Annotated in this window: 20 protein-coding genes; 12 read left to right on the forward strand and 8 right to left on the reverse strand. The window is 41.6% G+C overall.

Annotated features, from left to right (window positions below; genetic code table 11):
* Positions 1 to 9: 9 nt before the first annotated feature.
* Together VCA1004_RS13500 and dbpA are read left to right on the forward strand one after the other, a co-directional pair.
* Entirely contained in the window at positions 10 to 237 is a 228-nt protein-coding gene (locus VCA1004_RS13500; RefSeq protein WP_086980962.1) for a glutaredoxin family protein, read from the forward strand.
* A 117-nt stretch (positions 238 to 354) separates the two neighbouring features.
* Positions 355 to 1,746: an ATP-dependent RNA helicase DbpA gene (gene dbpA / locus VCA1004_RS13505; protein ID WP_086980963.1), complete on the forward strand. Its 1,392-nt coding sequence runs from the start codon at positions 355 to 357 to the stop codon at positions 1,744 to 1,746.
* A gap of 233 nt (positions 1,747 to 1,979) precedes the next feature.
* Here dbpA and VCA1004_RS13510 read toward each other — a convergent pair whose 3' ends face one another.
* Complete coding sequence (locus tag VCA1004_RS13510) at positions 1,980 to 2,294, reverse strand: hypothetical protein (RefSeq protein WP_086980964.1); 315 nt, start codon at positions 2,292 to 2,294, stop codon at positions 1,980 to 1,982.
* A gap of 163 nt (positions 2,295 to 2,457) precedes the next feature.
* The gene (locus tag VCA1004_RS13515; protein ID WP_086980965.1) at positions 2,458 to 2,790 is read right to left on the reverse strand and encodes a DMT family transporter; all 333 of its coding nucleotides are present in this window, start codon (positions 2,788 to 2,790) and stop codon (positions 2,458 to 2,460) included.
* Positions 2,791 to 3,269: 479 nt separating this feature from the next.
* Here VCA1004_RS13515 and VCA1004_RS13520 point away from each other — a divergent pair, with 479 nt between their 5' ends.
* On the forward strand, positions 3,270 to 4,529 hold the full coding sequence (locus VCA1004_RS13520; protein ID WP_086980966.1) for a D-amino acid dehydrogenase: 1,260 nt from the start codon (positions 3,270 to 3,272) through the stop codon (positions 4,527 to 4,529).
* Entirely contained in the window at positions 4,522 to 5,616 is a 1,095-nt protein-coding gene (alr, locus tag VCA1004_RS13525) for an alanine racemase (RefSeq protein ID WP_086980967.1), read from the forward strand. Before VCA1004_RS13520 ends, alr begins: the two co-directional genes overlap by 8 nt.
* A 21-nt stretch (positions 5,617 to 5,637) precedes the next feature.
* Here the strand turns inward: alr and VCA1004_RS13530 are convergent, their stop codons facing one another.
* Positions 5,638 to 6,534, reverse strand: coding sequence for a LysR family transcriptional regulator (locus tag VCA1004_RS13530; protein WP_086980968.1), 897 nt, complete (start codon positions 6,532 to 6,534; stop codon positions 5,638 to 5,640).
* Between the two features lie 151 nt (positions 6,535 to 6,685).
* Here VCA1004_RS13530 and VCA1004_RS13535 point away from each other — a divergent pair, with 151 nt between their 5' ends.
* Both VCA1004_RS13535 and VCA1004_RS13540 read left to right on the forward strand, forming a co-directional pair.
* Positions 6,686 to 7,969 (forward strand): MFS transporter, encoded by a 1,284-nt coding sequence (locus tag VCA1004_RS13535; RefSeq protein WP_232012656.1) that lies wholly within the window; start codon positions 6,686 to 6,688, stop codon positions 7,967 to 7,969.
* Positions 7,970 to 8,038: 69 nt separating this feature from the next.
* The gene (locus VCA1004_RS13540) at positions 8,039 to 8,614 is read left to right on the forward strand and encodes a nucleoside triphosphate pyrophosphohydrolase family protein (protein WP_086980970.1); all 576 of its coding nucleotides are present in this window, start codon (positions 8,039 to 8,041) and stop codon (positions 8,612 to 8,614) included.
* Positions 8,615 to 8,954: 340 nt separating this feature from the next.
* Here the strand turns inward: VCA1004_RS13540 and btuD are convergent, their stop codons facing one another.
* The 4 genes from btuD to VCA1004_RS13560 all read right to left on the reverse strand — a co-directional run bounded on the left by btuD (position 8,955) and on the right by VCA1004_RS13560 (position 12,921).
* Complete coding sequence (btuD, locus tag VCA1004_RS13545) at positions 8,955 to 9,704, reverse strand: vitamin B12 ABC transporter ATP-binding protein BtuD (RefSeq protein WP_086980971.1); 750 nt, start codon at positions 9,702 to 9,704, stop codon at positions 8,955 to 8,957.
* Entirely contained in the window at positions 9,691 to 10,686 is a 996-nt protein-coding gene (gene btuC / locus VCA1004_RS13550; protein ID WP_086980972.1) for a vitamin B12 ABC transporter permease BtuC, read from the reverse strand. Before btuC ends, btuD begins: the two co-directional genes overlap by 14 nt.
* Before the next feature lie 88 nt (positions 10,687 to 10,774).
* The gene (locus tag VCA1004_RS13555) at positions 10,775 to 11,830 is read right to left on the reverse strand and encodes a succinylglutamate desuccinylase (RefSeq protein WP_086980973.1); all 1,056 of its coding nucleotides are present in this window, start codon (positions 11,828 to 11,830) and stop codon (positions 10,775 to 10,777) included.
* Between the two features lie 155 nt (positions 11,831 to 11,985).
* Positions 11,986 to 12,921, reverse strand: a complete 936-nt coding sequence (locus tag VCA1004_RS13560; protein ID WP_086980974.1) for a precorrin-2 dehydrogenase/sirohydrochlorin ferrochelatase family protein — start codon at positions 12,919 to 12,921, stop codon at positions 11,986 to 11,988.
* Between the two features lie 467 nt (positions 12,922 to 13,388).
* Here VCA1004_RS13560 and VCA1004_RS13565 point away from each other — a divergent pair, with 467 nt between their 5' ends.
* The 6 genes from VCA1004_RS13565 (at position 13,389) to VCA1004_RS13590 (ending at position 19,501) form a co-directional block, all read left to right on the forward strand.
* Positions 13,389 to 14,411 carry an amino acid ABC transporter substrate-binding protein gene (locus VCA1004_RS13565; protein ID WP_086980975.1) on the forward strand — a complete coding sequence of 341 codons (1,023 nt, stop codon included), beginning with the start codon at positions 13,389 to 13,391 and terminating at the stop codon, positions 14,409 to 14,411.
* Between the two features lie 241 nt (positions 14,412 to 14,652).
* Positions 14,653 to 15,861 (forward strand): amino acid ABC transporter permease, encoded by a 1,209-nt coding sequence (locus tag VCA1004_RS13570; protein ID WP_086980976.1) that lies wholly within the window; start codon positions 14,653 to 14,655, stop codon positions 15,859 to 15,861.
* Positions 15,862 to 15,877: 16 nt separating this feature from the next.
* On the forward strand, positions 15,878 to 16,975 hold the full coding sequence (locus VCA1004_RS13575; protein ID WP_086980977.1) for an amino acid ABC transporter permease: 1,098 nt from the start codon (positions 15,878 to 15,880) through the stop codon (positions 16,973 to 16,975).
* 35 nt (positions 16,976 to 17,010) lie between these two features.
* Positions 17,011 to 17,760, forward strand: a complete 750-nt coding sequence (locus tag VCA1004_RS13580; protein WP_086980978.1) for an amino acid ABC transporter ATP-binding protein — start codon at positions 17,011 to 17,013, stop codon at positions 17,758 to 17,760.
* Positions 17,761 to 18,182: 422 nt separating this feature from the next.
* Positions 18,183 to 18,842, forward strand: a complete 660-nt coding sequence (locus VCA1004_RS13585; RefSeq protein WP_086980979.1) for a Bax inhibitor-1/YccA family protein — start codon at positions 18,183 to 18,185, stop codon at positions 18,840 to 18,842.
* A 329-nt stretch (positions 18,843 to 19,171) separates the two neighbouring features.
* On the forward strand, positions 19,172 to 19,501 hold the full coding sequence (locus tag VCA1004_RS13590; RefSeq protein ID WP_086980980.1) for a TusE/DsrC/DsvC family sulfur relay protein: 330 nt from the start codon (positions 19,172 to 19,174) through the stop codon (positions 19,499 to 19,501).
* Positions 19,502 to 19,506: 5 nt separating this feature from the next.
* On the opposite strand, the gene yccX is transcribed toward VCA1004_RS13590, so the two are convergent.
* Positions 19,507 to 19,779, reverse strand: coding sequence for an acylphosphatase (gene yccX / locus VCA1004_RS13595; protein WP_086980981.1), 273 nt, complete (start codon positions 19,777 to 19,779; stop codon positions 19,507 to 19,509).
* Positions 19,780 to 19,856 lie beyond the last annotated feature (77 nt).

Raw genomic sequence — 19,856 nt, forward strand, 5'->3', positions numbered from 1 at the left:
AACATTATTATGAAACGAGTTGTCCTCTACGTTGCCGATAAATGCCCTCACTGCAAAGCGGCCAAAATGTATCTCGACTCCAAAGGCATTAAGTACCGTTTGTGCAATGCTAAAATGCAACGTGGTCGTAAAGAATTAGAAGCCATTGGCGCTCGCAGTGTACCAGTTCTAAAAATTGGTGATCGCATGATGGCAGGCTGGAATGCCGCTAACTTTGATAAAATCTACAATAGCTAATCTTGTTAAACCCAATTTATGGCCTAGCCTAATCTAGAGCCACTATTTTTAAGCCAATGCGAGCTGGCTAATCAAAAGGTTTGCCCGAGCATTTGCTCTTCCTTTAAGGACATTATTTTGACTAACACCAATACCGCCTTTTCTAGCCTTGCTTTAGATCCGGCATTGATCGAAAACTTAACCTCTTTAGGTTATGAATCTATGACTCCTATCCAAGCCGACAGTTTACCGCTGATGATTGCCGGTAAAGACGTGATTGGGCAAGGTAAAACCGGCTCAGGCAAAACCGCTGCCTTTGGCCTAGGCTTACTGGCAAACTTAAATGTAAAACGCTTTCGGGTACAATCTCTCGTGCTGTGCCCAACGCGCGAATTAGCCGACCAAGTTGCTAAAGAAATTCGTAAGTTAGCACGTAGTATTCATAATATTAAAGTGCTGACTTTATGTGGCGGCATGCCATTTGGTCCACAAATTGGTTCATTAGAACACGGCGCGCATATTCTGGTTGGTACACCCGGGCGTATTTTGGATCACCTAGATAAAGGGCGTATTGATTTATCGGAATTGAACACCTTAGTGCTTGATGAAGCCGACCGCATGCTAGACATGGGCTTTCAAGACGCATTGGATGCTATCATTGAACAAGCCCCAACCCAACGTCAAACATTGTTATTCAGTGCAACCTTCCCGCCAGAAATCAAGAGCATCGCTAATAGAATCATGCGCAACCCTGAACTTGTGAAGGTAGAAAGCCAACACAATCATTCCAGCATTTCGCAGTTTTTCTACAAAACCGATTCGTTTGACGACCGTTTAAAAGCGACACAAATCTTGTTGTTAAAACATAAACCAGAATCATCAGTGATCTTCTGTAACACTAAGCGTGAAACGCAAGAAGTGGCGGATGAATTGCATTACAAAGGTTTTGATGTGATTGCTTTGCATGGCGATCTTGAACAACGTGACCGCGACCAAGCCTTGCTTCGTTTTGCCAATAAGAGCGCATCCATCCTTGTTGCCACCGATGTTGCCGCTCGTGGCCTTGATGTTGAAAATCTAGATGCGGTAATCAACTTCCAACTCGCTCGTGATGCAGAAGTTCACGTACACCGCATTGGTCGTACTGGTCGCGCTGGTAGTAAAGGCATGGCGTTTAGCTTATTTGCAGATAAAGAAATGTTCAAAGTTGCGCAAATTGATGAGTATATGGATATCGCCATTTCACCATCAACTCTACCAGATGACAGCGTACTATCTGAGCCACCTTTTGAATCAAAAATGGCGACCATTCAAATTGATGGCGGTAAAAAACAAAAAGTGCGCGCGGGCGACATTCTAGGTGCATTAACGGGCGGTGATAACGGCGTAGATGGCAAACGAGTAGGTAAAATCCATTTATTCGACATGCGCGCTTATGTTGCGGTTGAAAAAGGCATAGCCAAACAAGCATTGAAGAAAATTTCTAACGGCAAAATGAAAGGCAAAACCTTCCGTGCCCGTATTATCTAGACGTTAATCGTCGCTAGATTTGAAACAATAAACCTTGCCTTGGCGAAATTTAAGGCAAGGTTTTTGTTACTCAATCTAAAATATCATTACAAGTATTTGATAGTAGCGAACTGAAGCTTAACCAAATTGATGCAGTATTGTTAATGGACGGTTTGAACCGTCATCCAGCTACGAAACAAAAAATAAATACCGTACTAAATGCTACTTAATTTATATCGATATATTCATCAACTCTAATACCAATCTTTAGTACGTAAATATTTTTCAAGATGCTTACTATGCGATTTAAAATATTCCTCTTTAATGTGGGATATTTTCATTTTAAGCTCTTTTGAACTGAGGCCAAAATCTAGTGCATACTCTCGTGCATATTTTAAGTCACACTTTAATTTCAATAAATCATAACGCTCAATAAACTCACGCTCTTTACGATTTTTTTCGACTAACTCATTAGTTTCCTTTTCTAAATGTATTGATACTTTCTCAGCAATTTTCAATTGTCTTGAAGTGGGAATCCCAAAAAAATAATTAAGTATTATCTGGAGCATTTACTTTCTCTTTAAATATTTAGCTATATACAAAAGCCTTCGTTCAACATTCTAAGCGAGCAATTTCATACTACTTGCCAAGATAAGGTTGTAACGAAAAGTTCTCTATTGGTGTGATTGATTTGGGCATGCCAAGGCAGTAGCTTTCATGTTGATTGGCGAGTTAATGGCCACCCGCCTTAGAAAACATATTGATGACGATTACGCCCGCTATGATCAAACCTAAGCCTAACATGGCTGGTAAATCCAATTTCTGTCCATGTACAAACCAGGCTACTGCGGTAATTAACACAATCCCTAGCCCTGCCCATATCGCATAAGCAATACCAACCGGTAAGGTTTTAAGCGTGAGAGACAAAAAATAAAAGGCTATCACATAGCCACTAATCACCACGATGGATGGCACTAGCTTGGTGAACCCTTCGCTGGATTTCATCGCCGAAGTCGCAATGACTTCAGAAACAATAGCGATCCCTAAAAATACCCAGTGCTTCATAACGCCTCAATCTTTAAACACATTTCTTTACCTCGCAATCACATAAAAGAGCAAGAACATAAAAAGTAATAAACCATGGAAAAGTACGCATGCTATTTATCTATGTATCTATGTATCTATGTATCTATGTATCTATGTATCTATGTATCTATGTATCTATGGCTATAATTTTAGTGGCAGAATGATAAAAATCATAAGGAAATCACCAGTAGTAAGGTTAATTTACGCCTATTCTCATTCTTTCAGCTTAGTTTTTGCTCTCATAAAAGGAAAATGAAATCAGCTTCTCGCCATCATTTTGAATCAGTGAACAAAAAAACAGGCGAAACATTGATTGAAATTAAATCATTTTCAACCCCAATTTTTGCAAATTTCACAGAATTTAAACCTAGAGTTTACAAAATTTCAAAGCTCAATTCTCCTTAATTTAGAATAGAATTAGTTATATCCATTGTTTAAATATCAGATTAAGGATGATCATGAAAGTAGCAATTTTAGGTGGTGGAGTGTTAGGAGTGGCAACCGCATGGTACTTGGCTAAATCTGGTCACGAAGTTACCGTGATTGATAGGCAGCCTCACGTTGCAGAAGAAACCAGTTATGGCAATGCGGGAATGATTTCACCAGGGTATAGCTCACCTTGGGCGGCACCTGGCGTGCCATTTAAAGCCATTGGTTGGATGATGCAAGACCTTTCCCCTTTTATGATCAATATGAAAGAGCTGGATGGCTACACCTTATCTTGGATGACCAAAATGCTGGCGAACTGCAATACCAAAAGCTATCAAACCAATAAAGCTCGGATGCTACGCATTGCTGAATACAGTCGTGATTGTTTTGTCGCTTTACGTAAAGAACTTGATCTTAATTACGATGGACGTCAACAAGGTACATTGCAATTATTCCGCAAACACAAGCAAATTGAAGCTTTACAGAAAGATATTCACGTTCTCAAGCAACTTGGGATTGAACATCAAGCCCTAGATATGAAGGCCTGTTTACAATTTGAACCTGCATTAGCGCATGTAAAAGATAAATTTGTGGGTGGGTTACGTTTACCCGGAGATGAAACTGGCGATTGTTATAAATTCACGACCGAGTTAGCAAAACATTGTGAAGCGCTTGGCGTGCAATTTATGCTCGATACCAATATTGAACATTTGGTGCAATCTAATGGCAAGATCGTGAGCGTGAAAACCGATAAAGGCCCGATTAAAGCTGATACTTTTGTCTGTGCCCTAGGCAGCTATTCTCCACAATTGATGAAACCATTAGGGATTGAGTTACCCATTTACCCTATCAAAGGCTATTCACTCACCCTTCCAATTGAAGATGAAAGCCGTGCCCCCCAATCAACAATTATGGACGAAACTTATAAAGTCGCGGTAACTCGTTTTGAGGATCGTATTCGTGTAGGCGGCACCGCAGAAATCGCCTCATTTAATTTAGAGATACCTTTAAAGCGCCGAGCCAGTATCGATTTTGTCATTCAAGATATGTTCCCTGGCGCAGCCGATGTTGCGAAAGCCGAATTTTGGTGTGGTTTACGCCCAATGACGCCCGATAGTACGCCAATTTTAGGTGGTACCCAATATTCCAATCTCTATATGAATACTGGCCATGGCACATTAGGTTGGACCATGTCTCTTGGATCTGCCAAGTTTGTCGCCGATATCATCAATAATAAACAGCCTGACATCGACCCTGAAGGCTTATCGATTGAGCGTTATTATGGCTAGACCAGCAACTGCAAGCATCGATCTTGCCGCCTTTAAACATAATTACGCCTTAGCAAAATCCCTTGCTCCCCATTCACAAGCGATCGCCATTATTAAAGCCGATGGTTATGGTCACGGGGCGATTCAACTTGCTCAGGCATTAGATGATCAAGCCGATGCCTTTGGTGTGGCCTGCATCGAAGAAGCGATTGAACTACGAGAAGCGGGCATTCAGCGACCCATTTTACTATTAGAAGGCTTTTTTGAGACATCGGAACTGCCATTAATTGCGCATTATCAATTATGGACAGCAGTGCATAATCAACAACAAATTGATGCGATAGCGCAACAGCCTGAGTCATCTCGTTTTCAAGTATGGCTCAAATTAGATACCGGCATGCATCGGTTAGGCTTTTCCCCACAAGAATATTCAGCTGCCTTTTCGCAATTATCATCACTACCACAAGTCGCCCAGATTGTGCACATGACACATTTTGCTTGTGCCGACGAGCTGGATCAGCCCAAAACCCACCAGCAACTGCGCCTCAGTGAAGAGGTATTGTCGACTCTACCAGCCTCTGCTAGCTTCGCCAACAGTGCTGCGACACTCGCCCACTCTCGCGCCCATTTGGATTACATTCGACCGGGTATCATGCTGTATGGAAGCGATCCTTTATCACAAGCTAATTCTGCTTCTCAAGCGTTAATTCCGGTCATGAGCTTACATTCAAAAATCATCGCAATCAGGCAAGTCCAAGCCGGTGAAACTATTGGCTATGGTGAACGTTTTCACGCCACTAAAGCCATGCGTATTGGCACGGTAGCCATGGGTTATGCCGATGGTTACCCGCGGCATGCCAAAGATGGCACACCAATAATGGTCGATGGCGTACGAACGGCCTTAGTGGGACGAGTTTCCATGGATATGTTAATGGTCGATCTTACCGACATTCCAGAGGCACAAATCGGTTCAACAGTAGAGTTATGGGGTAAACATTTATTAGCGGCTGAAGTTGCCCGTTATTGCGACACGATTGCGTATACACTCTTTACAGGCATTACCCGCCGTGTACGTAAAGAATACCAAGATGAGAGCCATAACTTTTAATTCAGCGCTGATTACGCCCGGTTAACGCTTATTACGTCCGGTTAACGCAGGTAAAGCTTGCTTGGTAAATTCCATAAAAGCTTTATCTGCCACCGACAAATAGCCTGATTTTCGCCACGCCATCCCTATTTTTAACTTAATCGGGGTTTCAAAAGGAATACCGACGATACCTTTTTCATGCTCCGTCACCAACCTTAACAGTGCGCCAATCGCAAAATCCTTATGCACGACTTTTAAAATCATCGGTATTAAATTGGTTTCAATCGAAATATTCGGAGTTAAGCCATGTTCGGCACATAACTTATCCACCATTTCACGATGAAAGTAGCCTTTTTTAAACATGATTAATTCTTGTGAAAAGAAATCATGAATCGAAACACTGCGACGTTGAGCAAATTCATGCTCAGGGCTGACCACCACCAGCATGTCATCTTCAATTAATGGTTCAATTTCTAGGGAATCTGGAACATTTTCATTTAAAATCACCCCAAGGTCTAACTCTCCATCCAAGAGCATTTTACGAATCGATTGTGTACCTGCATCGATAATAGTGAGCTTCAAATTTGGGTATTGCTGCTTAAAGGCCATGAGAATGTCAGGAAAAAAGTACGAGCCCATCATGCTTGGTACGCCTAAACGCACCTCGCCTTTAATCAAACCATTCAGCTCTTGCATTTCCAGCGTTGCATCTTCTATTTTTTGTAAAATGCCTTTTGCATGATGATATAAACGCGCACCTTCGTCGGTCAATTGCACCCCTTTTTCATGCCGGTGCAATAAGGTCAGCCCAACCGATGACTCTAATTTTTTGATAGAAACACTCAAAGCCGATTGGGCAATATGCAAGGATTCAGCCGCACGGCTAAAACTCCCCATCTCAGTAACCACAACAAAGTAATGCAAGGATTTAGTATTCATTTTATTCCCTAGATAAATCTTTGAGAGGCTCGCTCTATAAGATTGCCACCCCCATCTAAATAATAGATACATACTATAAAATTAATATATTTTATATATATTTGAGCACTTGTTATGATTTGGACAACAAAATCACATAGGTTGTCACAACATGCTAACAAGACCATTTATGCCCAAGTCATCTTTCTCCAAATCAGTGACACAAAGCGTTGCACCTTCAAAGGCACACAAGCAGCCAATTGAAACGGTTTCTTCACTGAAAAAAGTGACTTTTGGCTTATTTATTGGTTCATTTATTTCATTTTGTAATTTATACCTTTTCCAGCCTTTATTGCCATTAATTGCCATTCACTATCAAGTTAGTGCCACTCACGTCAATTGGGTGCTCGCCGCGGCCACATTAACGTTGGCATTGTCTTTGTTACCTTGGGCAATCTATTCTGAAAAAATTGGCCGTCGCAAAATCATGTTATTAAGTTTGTACGCTTCACCTGTTGCAGGTTTAGCCATTTTAGTGTCAGACCAACTGCCTCTTCTGATCGCCTCACGCGCCTTAATGGGAATCGCCCTCTCCGGTTATATCTCGGTCGCCGTCGCTTATATGGCAGAAGAGTTTAGCCCTAAAGTTTTCTTAATGGCGGTTGGTTCTTATATTGGCGCCAATTCATTGGGCGGCATTACTGGTCGAATTTATGGAGGGATCATTGGCGAATGGCTAGGTTGGCAAAGCGCGGTACTTGGAATGACATTATTGAGCTTACTCGTTGCAGTATGGGTTACTCTGTGGGTGCCACCGCAACAACATTTTCAAGCCAAAGATACCCGATTGAGCCGTCACATCAAAGATGCCATGCAACACCTGCAAACTCCCCATTTATGGTTTGCTATGCTCATTGGCGGGCTTAACTTTGCCTTATTTGTAAACCTCTATACGGTGATGGGCTTTCGGTTAGTCGCTGCGCCATTTTCTTTACCCGTCGGATTAGTGTCGTTGATCTTCTTATGTTATTTAACCGGAACGCTCACCTCAAAACTCAGCGGTCAATGGAGCTTACGTTACCCTTCTACCAATGGCATGATTTTAGGCACAATAGTCAGTTTTATCGGCATGATGGTGGCGCTTATTCCGCATTTATATGCCATGTTTACAGCGCTCATTTTGATCAGTGGCGGCGCGTTTTTTACTCATTCATTAGCTTATGCTTGGGTGAGTGCTAAAGCGCAACAAGCCAAAGCCAGTGCGACGGCCTTATATCTTGTTCATTATTATGCCGGTGGTAGTTTAGGTGGTTTTTATCTAATTTATTGTTGGCAACATGGTGGCTGGAACATGGTCGCTTTGGGCGGGACCGTGTTGTATATCGCTATGTTAGGCTTGGTGTGGCAATTAAAGCGAGTGAACAAACTCAGCCACGAGACCAATCAATGCACTTGATAGCCTCGGAACTCTGGTATTATTTTGTTATCATCCGCGGCTATTATTCATTATCCACTGGATCTCACCATGCAACTGACTCTACTTTCTGAGCAATTATTCCAACACCTCTATCGTGACATCACTGAATTTCGTACCACTTTCGACTTGCCTGTTGCCGATCTCAGCTCTCTTGATGATAAAGCCGATACATTACACACCTCATTGGCGATTGAAGAATTGACCGAGCTGGCTGAAGCCGATTGTAAAACCGAGCAAGCCGATGCCATCGTCGATACCATTTATGTCTTAATGGGCCGTCTAGTTCATCGTGGTGATCACAGCGTACACAGCAATCTTGGTATCAGCTACTTGATTGAGCTACTCCTACACGTGGCTAAAAATCGTGATATTGATTTCTTACCTTGCTGGGATGAAGTGCATTCAAGCAATATGAGCAAAGTTTGCCGTAATCAACAAGAATTTACTGAAACTCAGGCTTTCTATGCCAAGCAAGGGGTTGAACTTGACGCCATTCAACAAGGTGAATACATCATTGCAAAATGTGCTAAAGATGTTGAAATGCAAGGTAAAACCATTCGTAAAGGCAAGGTGTTAAAGTCTGTTTATTACCGTCCAGCCGATCTTGCTTCTTTGACTCAATAAGCCAGATAAAAAAAAGCCTGTCTCAGCGCATTGAGGCAGGCATGTGTGTTAGAAGTAAAGCTTATTTTTCAATAAGGACTTTCTCAATTAACACAAGTTAGGACGAGAATGTATCACTCTAACTAATGCCAATTGCGTGCCAACTTTTACCAACCATTAACAATAAACTTAACCTGTTGAATTTAAATAAAATAATTAACCCACCTTTCCGTCGCGACTAACAATTTCTCAACAGCTAATACGACTTATGGTGTAAACTCATACAGCTTGCACAACTTTGGTGTGACGTGCTCCACATTCGATCACGCTATCAATCCACAAATTTTCATGCAAAAAGCTATTATTCAAAAATCAGATACGGTTGCCCTTGATGCTCAATTCGCTTTATTTCACTATCAAACACTTGGGAAATAAGTGTTTCGGTTAAGACCTGCTGAGTAACCCCATAACCTTTAATGACGCCTCCTTTTAACAGCACGACTTTATCGGAATGGCGCAAGGTCCGATTAAGATCGTGATTGACCACCACCACCGCAAGACCTTGTTCAGACATCATATCGATCATTTGATACAAGATGGTTTGTTGACCAACATCCAATGGCGCTGCGGGTTCATCTAATAACATCACTTGCGCATGTGGATTAAGTTCAGGCCAAGCTTGCAAACAAATAGCAGCCAAGCGAACTCGTTGCCATTCACCACCAGACAAATGATGAATACTCTTAGACAATTTATTTTGAATCGACAGCTGCGTGGTAATAATCTCGACCACGCGCTCCACATCCTCAGTACGAGCGGTAGTGGGAATGGCTAACGATAAATAATGAAATACCGGCATAGTAAAGGCTGGACGTTCTGATTGAGATAAAAACGCTCGTAGAGTTGCCAGCGCAGATAAGTCATAGTGCTTTAAATCGCTACCCGCTAATTCAATCTGTCCTTGGTATGGCAATAATCCCGCTAATGCCGATAACAATGTACTTTTACCACTGCCGTTTGGGCCGATAATATGCAATTTTTCACCTGCGTTAATTTGCAAACTCACAGGTAATAAGCGCTGAGCTACGCTAAGGTCTTTAATGGTGATCATGATGTCGTAATAGCATCCAAATAAATACGGGAGCGCCAATTGTCGTGGTCATCACCCCTAGTGGTAATTCTGCACTGGATAAAGCCACCCTCGCCAACAAATCGGCAAACACCAATAACGTAGCGCCGCATAATGCTGACATAGGTAACAAATAACGATTCTCACTTCCTAAAGTCAAACGAATAAGATGGGGAACCACTAAGCCAATAAAGCTGATCACACCACCAATTGCCACGGAACAGCCGACTAAAATAGCCACATAAAGAATCAACTTCCAACGTAAAGATAGAACATCGAGCCCTAATTGTTTGGCATGCAACTCTCCAACCATCAATAGATCCAATGATTTACCTTTAATACACAGCCACACAATACAAGGTAGCATCAATAAGCCTAACGAGATTTGCATCCAAGACACGCCGCTAATACTGCCCATCAACCAATACATTAAAATGCGTAAGTTAAGGTTATCGCTAAAATAAAATGCCCAAGTCACAACCGAGCTAGATAAAATGCCTAGCGCGACCCCTATAAGCAATAGCTTTCCTGTCGTTAATCGCATTGCTTTCGCTAAACCGACAATCATTAATGTAAAGATAAGCGCGCCCATAATTGCCACCAGCATGGAACCATAAGGCGACATTAAGGCCGGAAAGAAAAATAAAGCGATCACCATCGCAAGGCTTGCCCCTCCCGAAATCCCAATAATACCTGGCTCAGCTAATGGATTACCTAATAAAACTTGCAATGTCGCCCCGGCCACCGCTAATGATGCACCTAATAAGATGGCAGCCAATAAACGTGGTAAGCGTAAATTCACCATGATTTGCTGTTGTAGTTCTGTCAATGGATGAAAAATGGAGATGGAGAGATCCCCTACCGACAAATACACCAGGCTTATCATCAATAAAAACAGTGAAATCACAATAAAGGGAATGGTCCAATGTTGACGTTTGGCTTGGATTAATCGTTGCAGTTGCATCTAGGGCTATATCACTTTGAAAGTTTTGGTTACCTTAACCAGTTACACAGCAATTGAAAAGTAAACTTGCATGATTTTTAACGAGGAATTAGGAAGTATGGACTTTTTCGACTAGCAAGGCGGCACGCTGACCAATCTCAACTTGCTGATTGGCAAAGACCAGCGCATGTCGTCCCGATTCACATATCATAGGCACCCCACCTTGTATGGCATATTCTTGATTTAAATACAAAGGTTCAAAGTTAATCAGAGCTTGTTTGGCTATAAAACTCAAATCTGAAGAGTGCTTTCTTATTTCTTGAATCACCTGATAAACAGCCATTCGCGCATGAGGTTTAGCGATAAAGACTTGAGTTAGGTCTCTCGTTAATAAGTCTTCCATTCCTTTCACAAAACCTGCAAACAACGCTAAGTGATTTTGACCTAAGGTTTGCCATTGTCCCAGCTCTATCGCCAAGCTTTTGGCTTGAAAATATTCACTGGTATACCAACTAAATGTGAAATCAGGATGCTGACAGACTAAAAAGGCTTGGATATCCGCCACTTGAGAAAACCCCATTAACGCGAGATCTACTTCAGCGGATTGATGACGAGTAAAGGGACGAATAGCAAAAATGGGATATTGCGACGGTCGCTGAGAATGATGCAGATCTAAGTGCCAGCGATAATGCGGATCGGAGCGTTCAAAAAACAACGCCACCACATCTTTCATTTTTGCGGCAATCGCACTTTCAACACCACGCGCTGGCATCCGAGTCATTTCAAACATTTGATTTAAGTTATGCTCAATAAAGCGCACTTTTTTCAAGGCCGCATCAGGATTAGCAAAAATAAATAAACAAGGATGACTTATTTGAACTTGGCCTTTTAAAATTCGGGTAATTAATGCATCCATCAATTCGATAGGCCCGGTTTCATCACCATAAATACCAGCAGAAAGAACCGTGGCGCTGCGATTTGTCGAGGAGTGCTTAGCTGGAGTAATACTCAACATGCCTCGATGATACAAACGGAGCACTAAACCACTTTCCAAGGTCAAGGTTTGTTGAGGCCAAGACAAATGATAAAGCGTTGTGTAAGAAAACCCTTTATCCAATAACTCGCGAACAAACGGGTTTTCTTTATGAAAATGTTGATACCCCATAAATCCCCCGACAAACAGAGACAACCCATACTGTGAATAATCGTACTTACTCTTTATCAGTTTAGACTATTATCAGTTTAGACTACGTTGCTAGATTCGGTTGTGGTGTTCCCTATTGTACTAAAAATCCGCTCATTTAATGAGTGTGATAAGTATTAATTCACAATCGGAATATACTGATCATTGCCAATCAATAATTTTAATTGCGGCGAACCATCGTGTTTAGGAATAAAGATGCAAGTTCGTAAATTATCTTGTTTTGCCTCATCCATTAACACCGAAAGATGATGAAGATCGCTATAACATTTTCGATCGGCATCTCGTCGACATAAATCCACAAACTCGAATGGGCACTCTTGTGGATATAACACCAACTCCGATTCTTGCATCAAACGTAAACCTTTTATTGATAAGTTTTCTACATCATCGCCAAATTGAATCCAAGTGGCAACAGGGGCAACGTCAATGGCATGCTCCAGGATCTCGTGATATAGAGTTTCCAATGATTCTCTTTGAGAAATGGTGGCTAATTGAGGCGAGGAGAAAAAACGCTCCCAAAATTTACGCCGCTCATCAACGGTTGCTAATGAAGCCTTAATACTATTACGTTTAGAAGCACCAAAATCGGCCAGTAACGCCAAGTTTTGCGGCAAAATAGATTCTAACTTTTCGCGTAAATAACGAATTAAAACCGGTGACGCCCCACCACTTGAGATGGCAATTTGAATGCGACCTCGGTTAATCATAGAAGGAGTAATAAAGTCACAATAAGGTTTGTCGTCAACCACATTTACCATGATGTTTTGTTGTTTAGCATCTTGGTGAACTTGATGATTGAGCTCTGGGTTATCTGTAGTCGCCCAAACTTGGAAATAATCTTGCAGCATATCACTATGATAAAAGGCCTTTACCCATAGCAAAGCTTCTTGTTGTGCTAAATCGAGCAAATGCGGATGAACATTAGGAGAGACCAAGGTCACTTTCGCACCAGCACGTAACAACATATCAACTTTCCGGCAAGCCACTTCACCGCCACCTACCACTAAAACAGCCTTGTTACTTAAATCTAAAAAAACGGGGAAATAGCGCATTGAATTCCTTTTTGTGATGTCTGACTCAATCTTGATATTACCAAATTTGTGCAGATAGAAAACATAAGATCAATAACGTGAACAATTTTACTTCGAATTATCGAGAAAGCTTTTATTTATCCGCCAAGCAGCCTACCCAATTTATTTACTTTATATCGCAATAAGCCACTTTTTTAGAATAAAAACTGAATCGCTACTTTTTGGTGCAACATTGCACTATTTACTTTGGGCTGACATTTATACATTCTATTTTTAATGAAAGATTTGTGAACTGACTCAAGGACATAATCGTAATATTGAGTTGTGTAATCCATATTCTTTCCTACTCTTAAGAATAACCAATCGCATACAACAGTATGTTATTGGCCTTATAAATATAAATTAAAACAACATTAGTTAGTTACATAATCACAGACAATTATCTTCAGTTTTCACTGATTTAATGGACGCATACAGGAAGGATTCATATGCAAAAATCGATAAAACTTCTCACCTCGGCGCTAGCAGTTTCAGCGGCAATGATGGCTAACTCTGCTTTTGCAGGTACTTTGGAAGACGTACAAAAAGCAGGTGAATTAAAGTGTGGTGTGAGTACTGGCCTCGCTGGTTTCTCTAACCCCAATTCAAAAGGTCAATGGGAAGGCCTTGATGTGGAATATTGCCAAGCCGTTGCCGCGGCAGTACTGGGTGATAAAACCAAAATCAAATACGTTCCATTAAATGCTAAAGAACGTTTTACTGCCTTACAATCTGGTGAAGTTGATGTTCTTTCACGTAACACTACTTGGACGTTACAACGTGACGGTTCACTTGGCTTAAACTTTGTCGGTACAACCTATTATGACGGCCAAGGTTTTATGGTGAAAAAAGATCTTGGCGTGAAAAGCGCAACTGAACTCGACGGCGCTTCCGTGTGTGTCCAAGCAGGAACCACTACCGAACTTAACCTTGCCGATTACTTCCGCTTAAAAGGCATGTCTTATAAACCCGTCGTGTTCGATACCATGGATCAAACCGCTAAAGGCTTTGATTCTGGTCGCTGTGATGTCCTCACCTCTGACCAATCTCAACTTTACGGATTACGCTTAAACTTAAAAGATCCAAGTTCAGCCACCGTATTGCCTGAAATCATTTCGAAAGAACCACTTGGCCCTGTTGTTCGTCAAGGAGATGACCAATGGTTCAATATTACGAAGTGGACATTATTTGCCATGATCAATGCAGAAGAATACGGCATTACCCAAAAGAACGTTGATGAAATGAAAAAATCCAACGATCCGAATGTGAAACGTATTTTAGGTTTAGACGGACCTAAAGGTGAAGGTCTTGGTTTAAAAGACGACTGGGCTTACCAAATCGTTAAACAAGTCGGTAACTACGGTGAAATGTTTGAACGCACTGTGGGTCAAGGTTCACCATTAAAAGTTGACCGTGGTGTAAACAAACTTTGGAATGCTGGCGGCTTCCAATATGCTCCACCAATCCGCTAATACATCTAACTTCTTAGTAAACTATATCTCAACCTATTGATATTGTTGAAAATGGTAAATTGGTAAGGCGCCTTAAATACAGCAACCGTTACTAAGGTCTTTTATTAAAGATCGGCACACATAGTAACGAATTGACTGGGTGTCTTATCGATTTACACACGATGCTTCAATCTCTCTAGATAGGTATAAAATAGGGGCGGTGTCGGCTGCCCTTTTTCAAAAGATTTTGAGGTTACGAAGTATGAAACCCAATGAATCAGAGAAGAGGATCAGCCCTTCGTCGTCTGATAGCTCTATCTCTCGCCTAATTTATAGTCCAAGATTTCGCTCCATCGCTTTTCAGCTGATTACGGTGGCAGTTCTTGGTTACTTCTTTTACGTTATTATTAATAATACGATTTCCAACCTAAATGACCGAGGGATCTCGACTGGTTTTGGTTTTCTAGACCGACAAGCTGGCTTTGGGATCAGTTTAAGTTTAATCGACTATGATGAAACGTATTCTTTTGGAAGAACCTTTGTCGTCGGTCTACTCAATACCATCTTGGTTTCGGTTTTAGGTATTATTTTAGCGACTATTCTCGGTTTTGCCGTTGGTGTCGCGCGTTTATCCTCTAACTGGATGGTGAATCGCCTTGCTGCGGTTTTCATTGAGATTGTTCGTAATGTCCCGCCCCTCATTCAAATTCTGTTTTGGTATTTTGCCGTTCTACAAGCCCTACCTTCTGCACGACAAAGTTTAAGTCTCGGTGAAGTCATTTTCTTAAATATACGTGGCTTATATATGCCAAAACCTGTATTTGAGGACGGCAGTATTATCATTTTACTGGCCGCTATTGTAGCGGTAATACTGAGCATTGGCGTGTATATTTGGGCACGCAATAAACAAAAAGTTACAGGGGTGCAGACGCCGGTCGGACGAATCGTATTAGGATTATGTTTGGGACTTCCGCTTATCGCCTATTTTGCTGCTGGTATGCCGATTTCAGGAGATTATCCACAACTTAAAGGATTCAACTTTCAAGGTGGCATCAGTATTTTGCCTGAGTTGTTTGCTTTATGGTTAGCGTTAGGGATTTTTACCGCTGCTTTTATTGCAGAAATCGTGCGCTCCGGCATTAATGCGGTTAGCCATGGTCAAACCGAAGCTGCGCTAGCTCTTGGGCTTTCTCGCTCAAAAACGCTCAAGTTGGTAGTCATTCCACAAGCAATGCGCATCATTGTTCCGCCACTAACTAGTGAATACCTCAACCTCACCAAAAACTCCTCTCTTGCTATGGCGATCGGTTATCCAGACCTTGTTTCTGTGTTTGCCGGCACCACGCTCAACCAAACCGGGCAAGCCATTGAAATCATTTTCATGACGATGGGAGTGTATCTGGGGTTAAGTTTATTAACCTCGTGGCTTATGAACATCTATAACCGCAAAGTTGCGTTAGTAGAAAGATAACAGGCGGAGAATGTAGATGAAAACACATCAATTTCAACCAAGTTTACCGCCACCGGCCAACACAGTTGGTGTTATCGGCTGGCTACGTAAGAACTTATTTAGTACCCCTTTAAATAGTGTGGTGACTTTATTTATGGCCTATATCGCGATCACCACTCTTTGGTCAATCGTAGATTGGGGGATCATCAATGCAAACTGGGTAGGCACCACCCGAGATGCCTGTTCTGATACAGGGGCTTGTTGGGTATTTATTAGCGTACGCTGGGATCAATTCATGTTTGGGTTCTACCCTGCCGAAGAGTTATGGCGACCTAAACTGTTTTATTGGACATTAGCGATTCTGGTTGCCTTATTAGCTTATGAGAAAACGCCCAAACGTACTTGGATATTTATCTTTTTTGGCAGCCTCTACCCTATTTTAATGGCAGGGCTACTTGAAGGCTCGATGTTTGGTTTACCCGTGATTGATACCCATCAATGGGGCGGCTTATTAGTTACATTGATCCTATCAACGATTGGTATTGTGGTCTCGTTACCTATTGGGATTGTTTTAGCCTTAGGCCGACGCTCTGAAATGCCGATCATCAGTAAGCTCAGCATTGCCTATATTGAGATTTGGCGTGGCGTGCCATTAATTACGGTCCTCTTCATGGCTTCCGTCATGCTGCCGCTTTTCTTTTCCGAAGGGGTTCAGACCGATAAATTAATCCGGGCACTCATCGGGGTCGTCATGTTCTATTCGGCTTATATGGCTGAAGTCGTTCGTGGCGGTTTGCAAGCCATTCCTAAAGGACAATATGAAGCTGCCGATTCGCTTGGCTTGTCTTATTGGCAAAAAATGGGACTGATTGTTTTGCCTCAAGCTTTAAAAATCACTATCCCATCGATTGTTAACAACTTTTTATCGTTATTAAAAGACACTAGTTTAGTGCTCATCATCGGTATGTATGATGTATTAGGCATCGGGCAAGCCGCCAATAACGACCCGGATTGGTTAGGATATTCAACCGAAAGCTATGTATTTGTTGGGCTGGTCTTCTGGGTATTTTGTTTCGGGATTTCTCGTTACTCCATTTACTTAGAAAACAAACTCCACACGGGTCATAAAAGATGACGCTATTGGGATAGATAACAATTCAAGGAAGTATTATGACTCAACAACAAGATTACATGATTCAAATTGAAGGTATGAACAAATGGTATGGTGAATTTCACGTACTCAAAAACATCAATTTGAATGTAAAAAAAGGCGAGAAAATCGTGATTTGTGGGCCTTCAGGCTCTGGAAAGTCCACCATGATCCGCTGCATTAACCATTTAGAGGAGCATCAGCAAGGCCGTATTAATGTCGCGGGCACTGAGCTCACTGAAGACTTGAAAAATATAGAAGCGATCCGCAAACAAGTAGGAATGTGTTTCCAACATTTTAACTTGTTCCCTCACTTAACTGTATTAGAAAATTGTACTTTAGCGCCGATTTGGGTCAAGAAAATGCCACAAGCAGAAGCAGAAAAAGTGGCTATGAAATATCTCGAACGAGTAAAAATCCCTGATCAAGCCGACAAATACCCAGGCCAATTATCGGGAGGTCAACAGCAACGTGTCGCCATTGCTCGCTCCTTATGCATGAATCCACAGGTGATGTTATTTGATGAACCAACTTCTGCCCTCGACCCTGAAATGGTTCGTGAAGTATTGGATGTAATGGTTGAACTCGCCGGTGAAGGCATGACCATGTTGTGTGTCACACACGAAATGGGATTTGCAAAAGAAGTGGCAGACCGAGTTATCTTTATGGATGCCGGTGAAATTATTGAAGAAAATAGCCCTAAAGCATTCTTCGAAAATCCGCAATCGGACCGTACCATTAATTTCTTAAGTCAGATATTGCATCACTAATGTCAAGATTACCGGGTTGCGATAAATGAATAGTCAGGCAGTTACTTATCATTGAGTAATTGCCGTTGAATCATCATTGCAACTGAAGAATTAAAGCCTAGTGATTTTAATCTTTATCTTTATCTTTATCTTTATCTTTATCTTTATCTTTATCTTTATCTTTAATCACTATAGTGACGCTACGGCTCATCAACACGCCCTGCTCACTCCTAGCCTTAGCTCTGTTGCTAAGGCTTTTTATTCTCTTTTTAATACCGTGTTACAACTTAGCTTTAGTGATACTCATTAACTTCAGTACAATGAATTATTATTAAATTTAAGTGCTCACCCTTGAAAAAGGGAACTTTAAACACAATAAATGTACTTACTAACACTTATGCTCTTTATATGACCTTAAGTGACTTGTATTAATGAGGAAAGCTATGAACAGTCCACTGACATCACGCTCCGCAAGAAGCGAAAGCGTTGTACAAACTAACCGAGTACTACGTAACACTTATTTTTTACTTTCCATGACGCTACTCTGGTCTGCCGTCGTCGCCGGTGTGTCTATGGCAATGAACTTACCTCGTCCAGGGATCATTTTAATGCTAGTCGGTTTCTACGGTTTACTTTTCTTAACCGAAAAAAACCGTAACTCAAGCTTAGGTCTCGTATTTGCCTTCTTATTTACCGGTTTCTTAGGTTATAGCCTAGGTCCAATTTTGAACATGTATGTCGGTGCAGGCATGGGCGATGTCATCGTGACAGCTCTTGGTGGAACAGCCTTATCTTTCATGGCCGCTTCCGCTTATGCTTTGACTACAAAACGCGATTTATCCGTTTTAAACGGTGTGATGATGGCAGGGGCTATCGTATTAATCGTCGGGATCATTGCAAGCTTCTTTATCCAAATGCCAATGTTCCATCTAGCATTAAGTGCCATGTTTATCCTATTCTCAACCGGTGCGATTTTGCTAACAACACAAAACATTGTTCGTGGTGGTGAAACTAATTACATCTCAGCGACCATCACTTTGTATGTATCGATTTACAATATCTTCATCAGCTTGCTAAGCATCTTAGGGGCAAGCCGAGACTAATCGCTTAAATTACTCTCGATCAATGACTAAGCCTAATGATTAAGCCTGAAGGGAGACTTTCAGGCTTTTCTTATATTTATACGTTTATTGTTATGCATTTAACCTCAGCTGCGGATAACTAGAAGTCACTCAATACCGCACTTTGGCCGTCTAACTTCGTAAAAATGATGAATCTCTCGCCTATTATCTTGAGATTCTCATACCAGGCCGCCGCTCACCCAGATAATATTCGATCGTTCATCCATTTCCTATTATCATTACGCCATCGTTTTGGATACACATGCCACAACACTCAATGAATTCAGCTACTCGCTGATAGGAATAACATCATGTATTTATTTAATGACCACACCATTGAAACCGATAAAGAAGGTTATCTGTTAGACCACACACAATGGGAAGAAGGTTTAGTGCCGGTTATCGCTCAAGATGAAGGAATTGAACTGACTGATGCGCATTGGGAAGTCATCTTATTTGTTCGCAACTTTTATATGGAATTCAATACCTCTCCTGCGGTTCGCATGCTCGTAAAAGCCATGGAAAAAGAGCATGGCCCAGAAAAAGGCAATAGCAAATACCTTTTCACTTTATTTAGAAAAGGCCCAGCCAAACAAGCCACCAAACTCGCAGGGCTACCTAAACCCGCCAAGTGTTTATAAAACGCCTATAACACCGCAAAATCTCTAGGCGCATACTGTGTCGTCTCAATTTCAAGAACGGATTCAACGTGAGCCGTTCTTGGTCCTTGCTTCAACCACTGATAAAATTCATCCAATGTATGAGGCTGACCACAAGCCAACACTTCCACCTGCCCACTATTAAGATTTTTGGCATGCCCAGTTAACCCCATCGTTAACGCTTGATGGGCCGTTTGATACCGAAAACCCACGCCTTGTACGTGTCCAGAGACAATAAACATCCGGCTATGATGCGTCATTCCCCGACCTCCTTAACTTTAGCGATTGTTGTAACCTTCATCTTAGCGACATAGGCCATTAGATTAAACATTTGTCA

The organism is Vibrio aphrogenes, assembly GCF_002157735.2.
In the GTDB taxonomy this organism is placed as follows: Bacteria; Pseudomonadota; Gammaproteobacteria; order Enterobacterales; family Vibrionaceae; genus Vibrio; species Vibrio aphrogenes.

Excerpts from the sequence above, each read along its gene's own strand:
- VCA1004_RS13500 (WP_086980962.1), top strand. The coding sequence starts at position 10 with ATGAAACGAGTTGTCCTCTACGTTGCCGATAAATGCCCTCACTGCAAA.
- VCA1004_RS13510 (WP_086980964.1), bottom strand. The coding sequence starts at position 2,294 with ATGCTCCAGATAATACTTAATTATTTTTTTGGGATTCCCACTTCAAGA.
- VCA1004_RS13515 (WP_086980965.1), bottom strand. The coding sequence starts at position 2,790 with ATGAAGCACTGGGTATTTTTAGGGATCGCTATTGTTTCTGAAGTCATT.
- VCA1004_RS13520 (WP_086980966.1), top strand. The coding sequence starts at position 3,270 with ATGAAAGTAGCAATTTTAGGTGGTGGAGTGTTAGGAGTGGCAACCGCA.
- alr (WP_086980967.1), top strand. The coding sequence starts at position 4,522 with ATGGCTAGACCAGCAACTGCAAGCATCGATCTTGCCGCCTTTAAACAT.
- VCA1004_RS13530 (WP_086980968.1), bottom strand. The coding sequence starts at position 6,534 with ATGAATACTAAATCCTTGCATTACTTTGTTGTGGTTACTGAGATGGGG.
- VCA1004_RS13535 (WP_232012656.1), top strand. The coding sequence starts at position 6,686 with ATGCTAACAAGACCATTTATGCCCAAGTCATCTTTCTCCAAATCAGTG.
- VCA1004_RS13540 (WP_086980970.1), top strand. The coding sequence starts at position 8,039 with ATGCAACTGACTCTACTTTCTGAGCAATTATTCCAACACCTCTATCGT.
- btuD (WP_086980971.1), bottom strand. The coding sequence starts at position 9,704 with ATGATCACCATTAAAGACCTTAGCGTAGCTCAGCGCTTATTACCTGTG.
- btuC (WP_086980972.1), bottom strand. The coding sequence starts at position 10,686 with ATGCAACTGCAACGATTAATCCAAGCCAAACGTCAACATTGGACCATT.
- VCA1004_RS13555 (WP_086980973.1), bottom strand. The coding sequence starts at position 11,830 with ATGGGGTATCAACATTTTCATAAAGAAAACCCGTTTGTTCGCGAGTTA.
- VCA1004_RS13560 (WP_086980974.1), bottom strand. The coding sequence starts at position 12,921 with ATGCGCTATTTCCCCGTTTTTTTAGATTTAAGTAACAAGGCTGTTTTA.
- VCA1004_RS13565 (WP_086980975.1), top strand. The coding sequence starts at position 13,389 with ATGCAAAAATCGATAAAACTTCTCACCTCGGCGCTAGCAGTTTCAGCG.
- VCA1004_RS13570 (WP_086980976.1), top strand. The coding sequence starts at position 14,653 with ATGAAACCCAATGAATCAGAGAAGAGGATCAGCCCTTCGTCGTCTGAT.
- VCA1004_RS13575 (WP_086980977.1), top strand. The coding sequence starts at position 15,878 with ATGAAAACACATCAATTTCAACCAAGTTTACCGCCACCGGCCAACACA.
- VCA1004_RS13580 (WP_086980978.1), top strand. The coding sequence starts at position 17,011 with ATGACTCAACAACAAGATTACATGATTCAAATTGAAGGTATGAACAAA.
- VCA1004_RS13585 (WP_086980979.1), top strand. The coding sequence starts at position 18,183 with ATGAACAGTCCACTGACATCACGCTCCGCAAGAAGCGAAAGCGTTGTA.
- VCA1004_RS13590 (WP_086980980.1), top strand. The coding sequence starts at position 19,172 with ATGTATTTATTTAATGACCACACCATTGAAACCGATAAAGAAGGTTAT.
- yccX (WP_086980981.1), bottom strand. The coding sequence starts at position 19,779 with ATGACGCATCATAGCCGGATGTTTATTGTCTCTGGACACGTACAAGGC.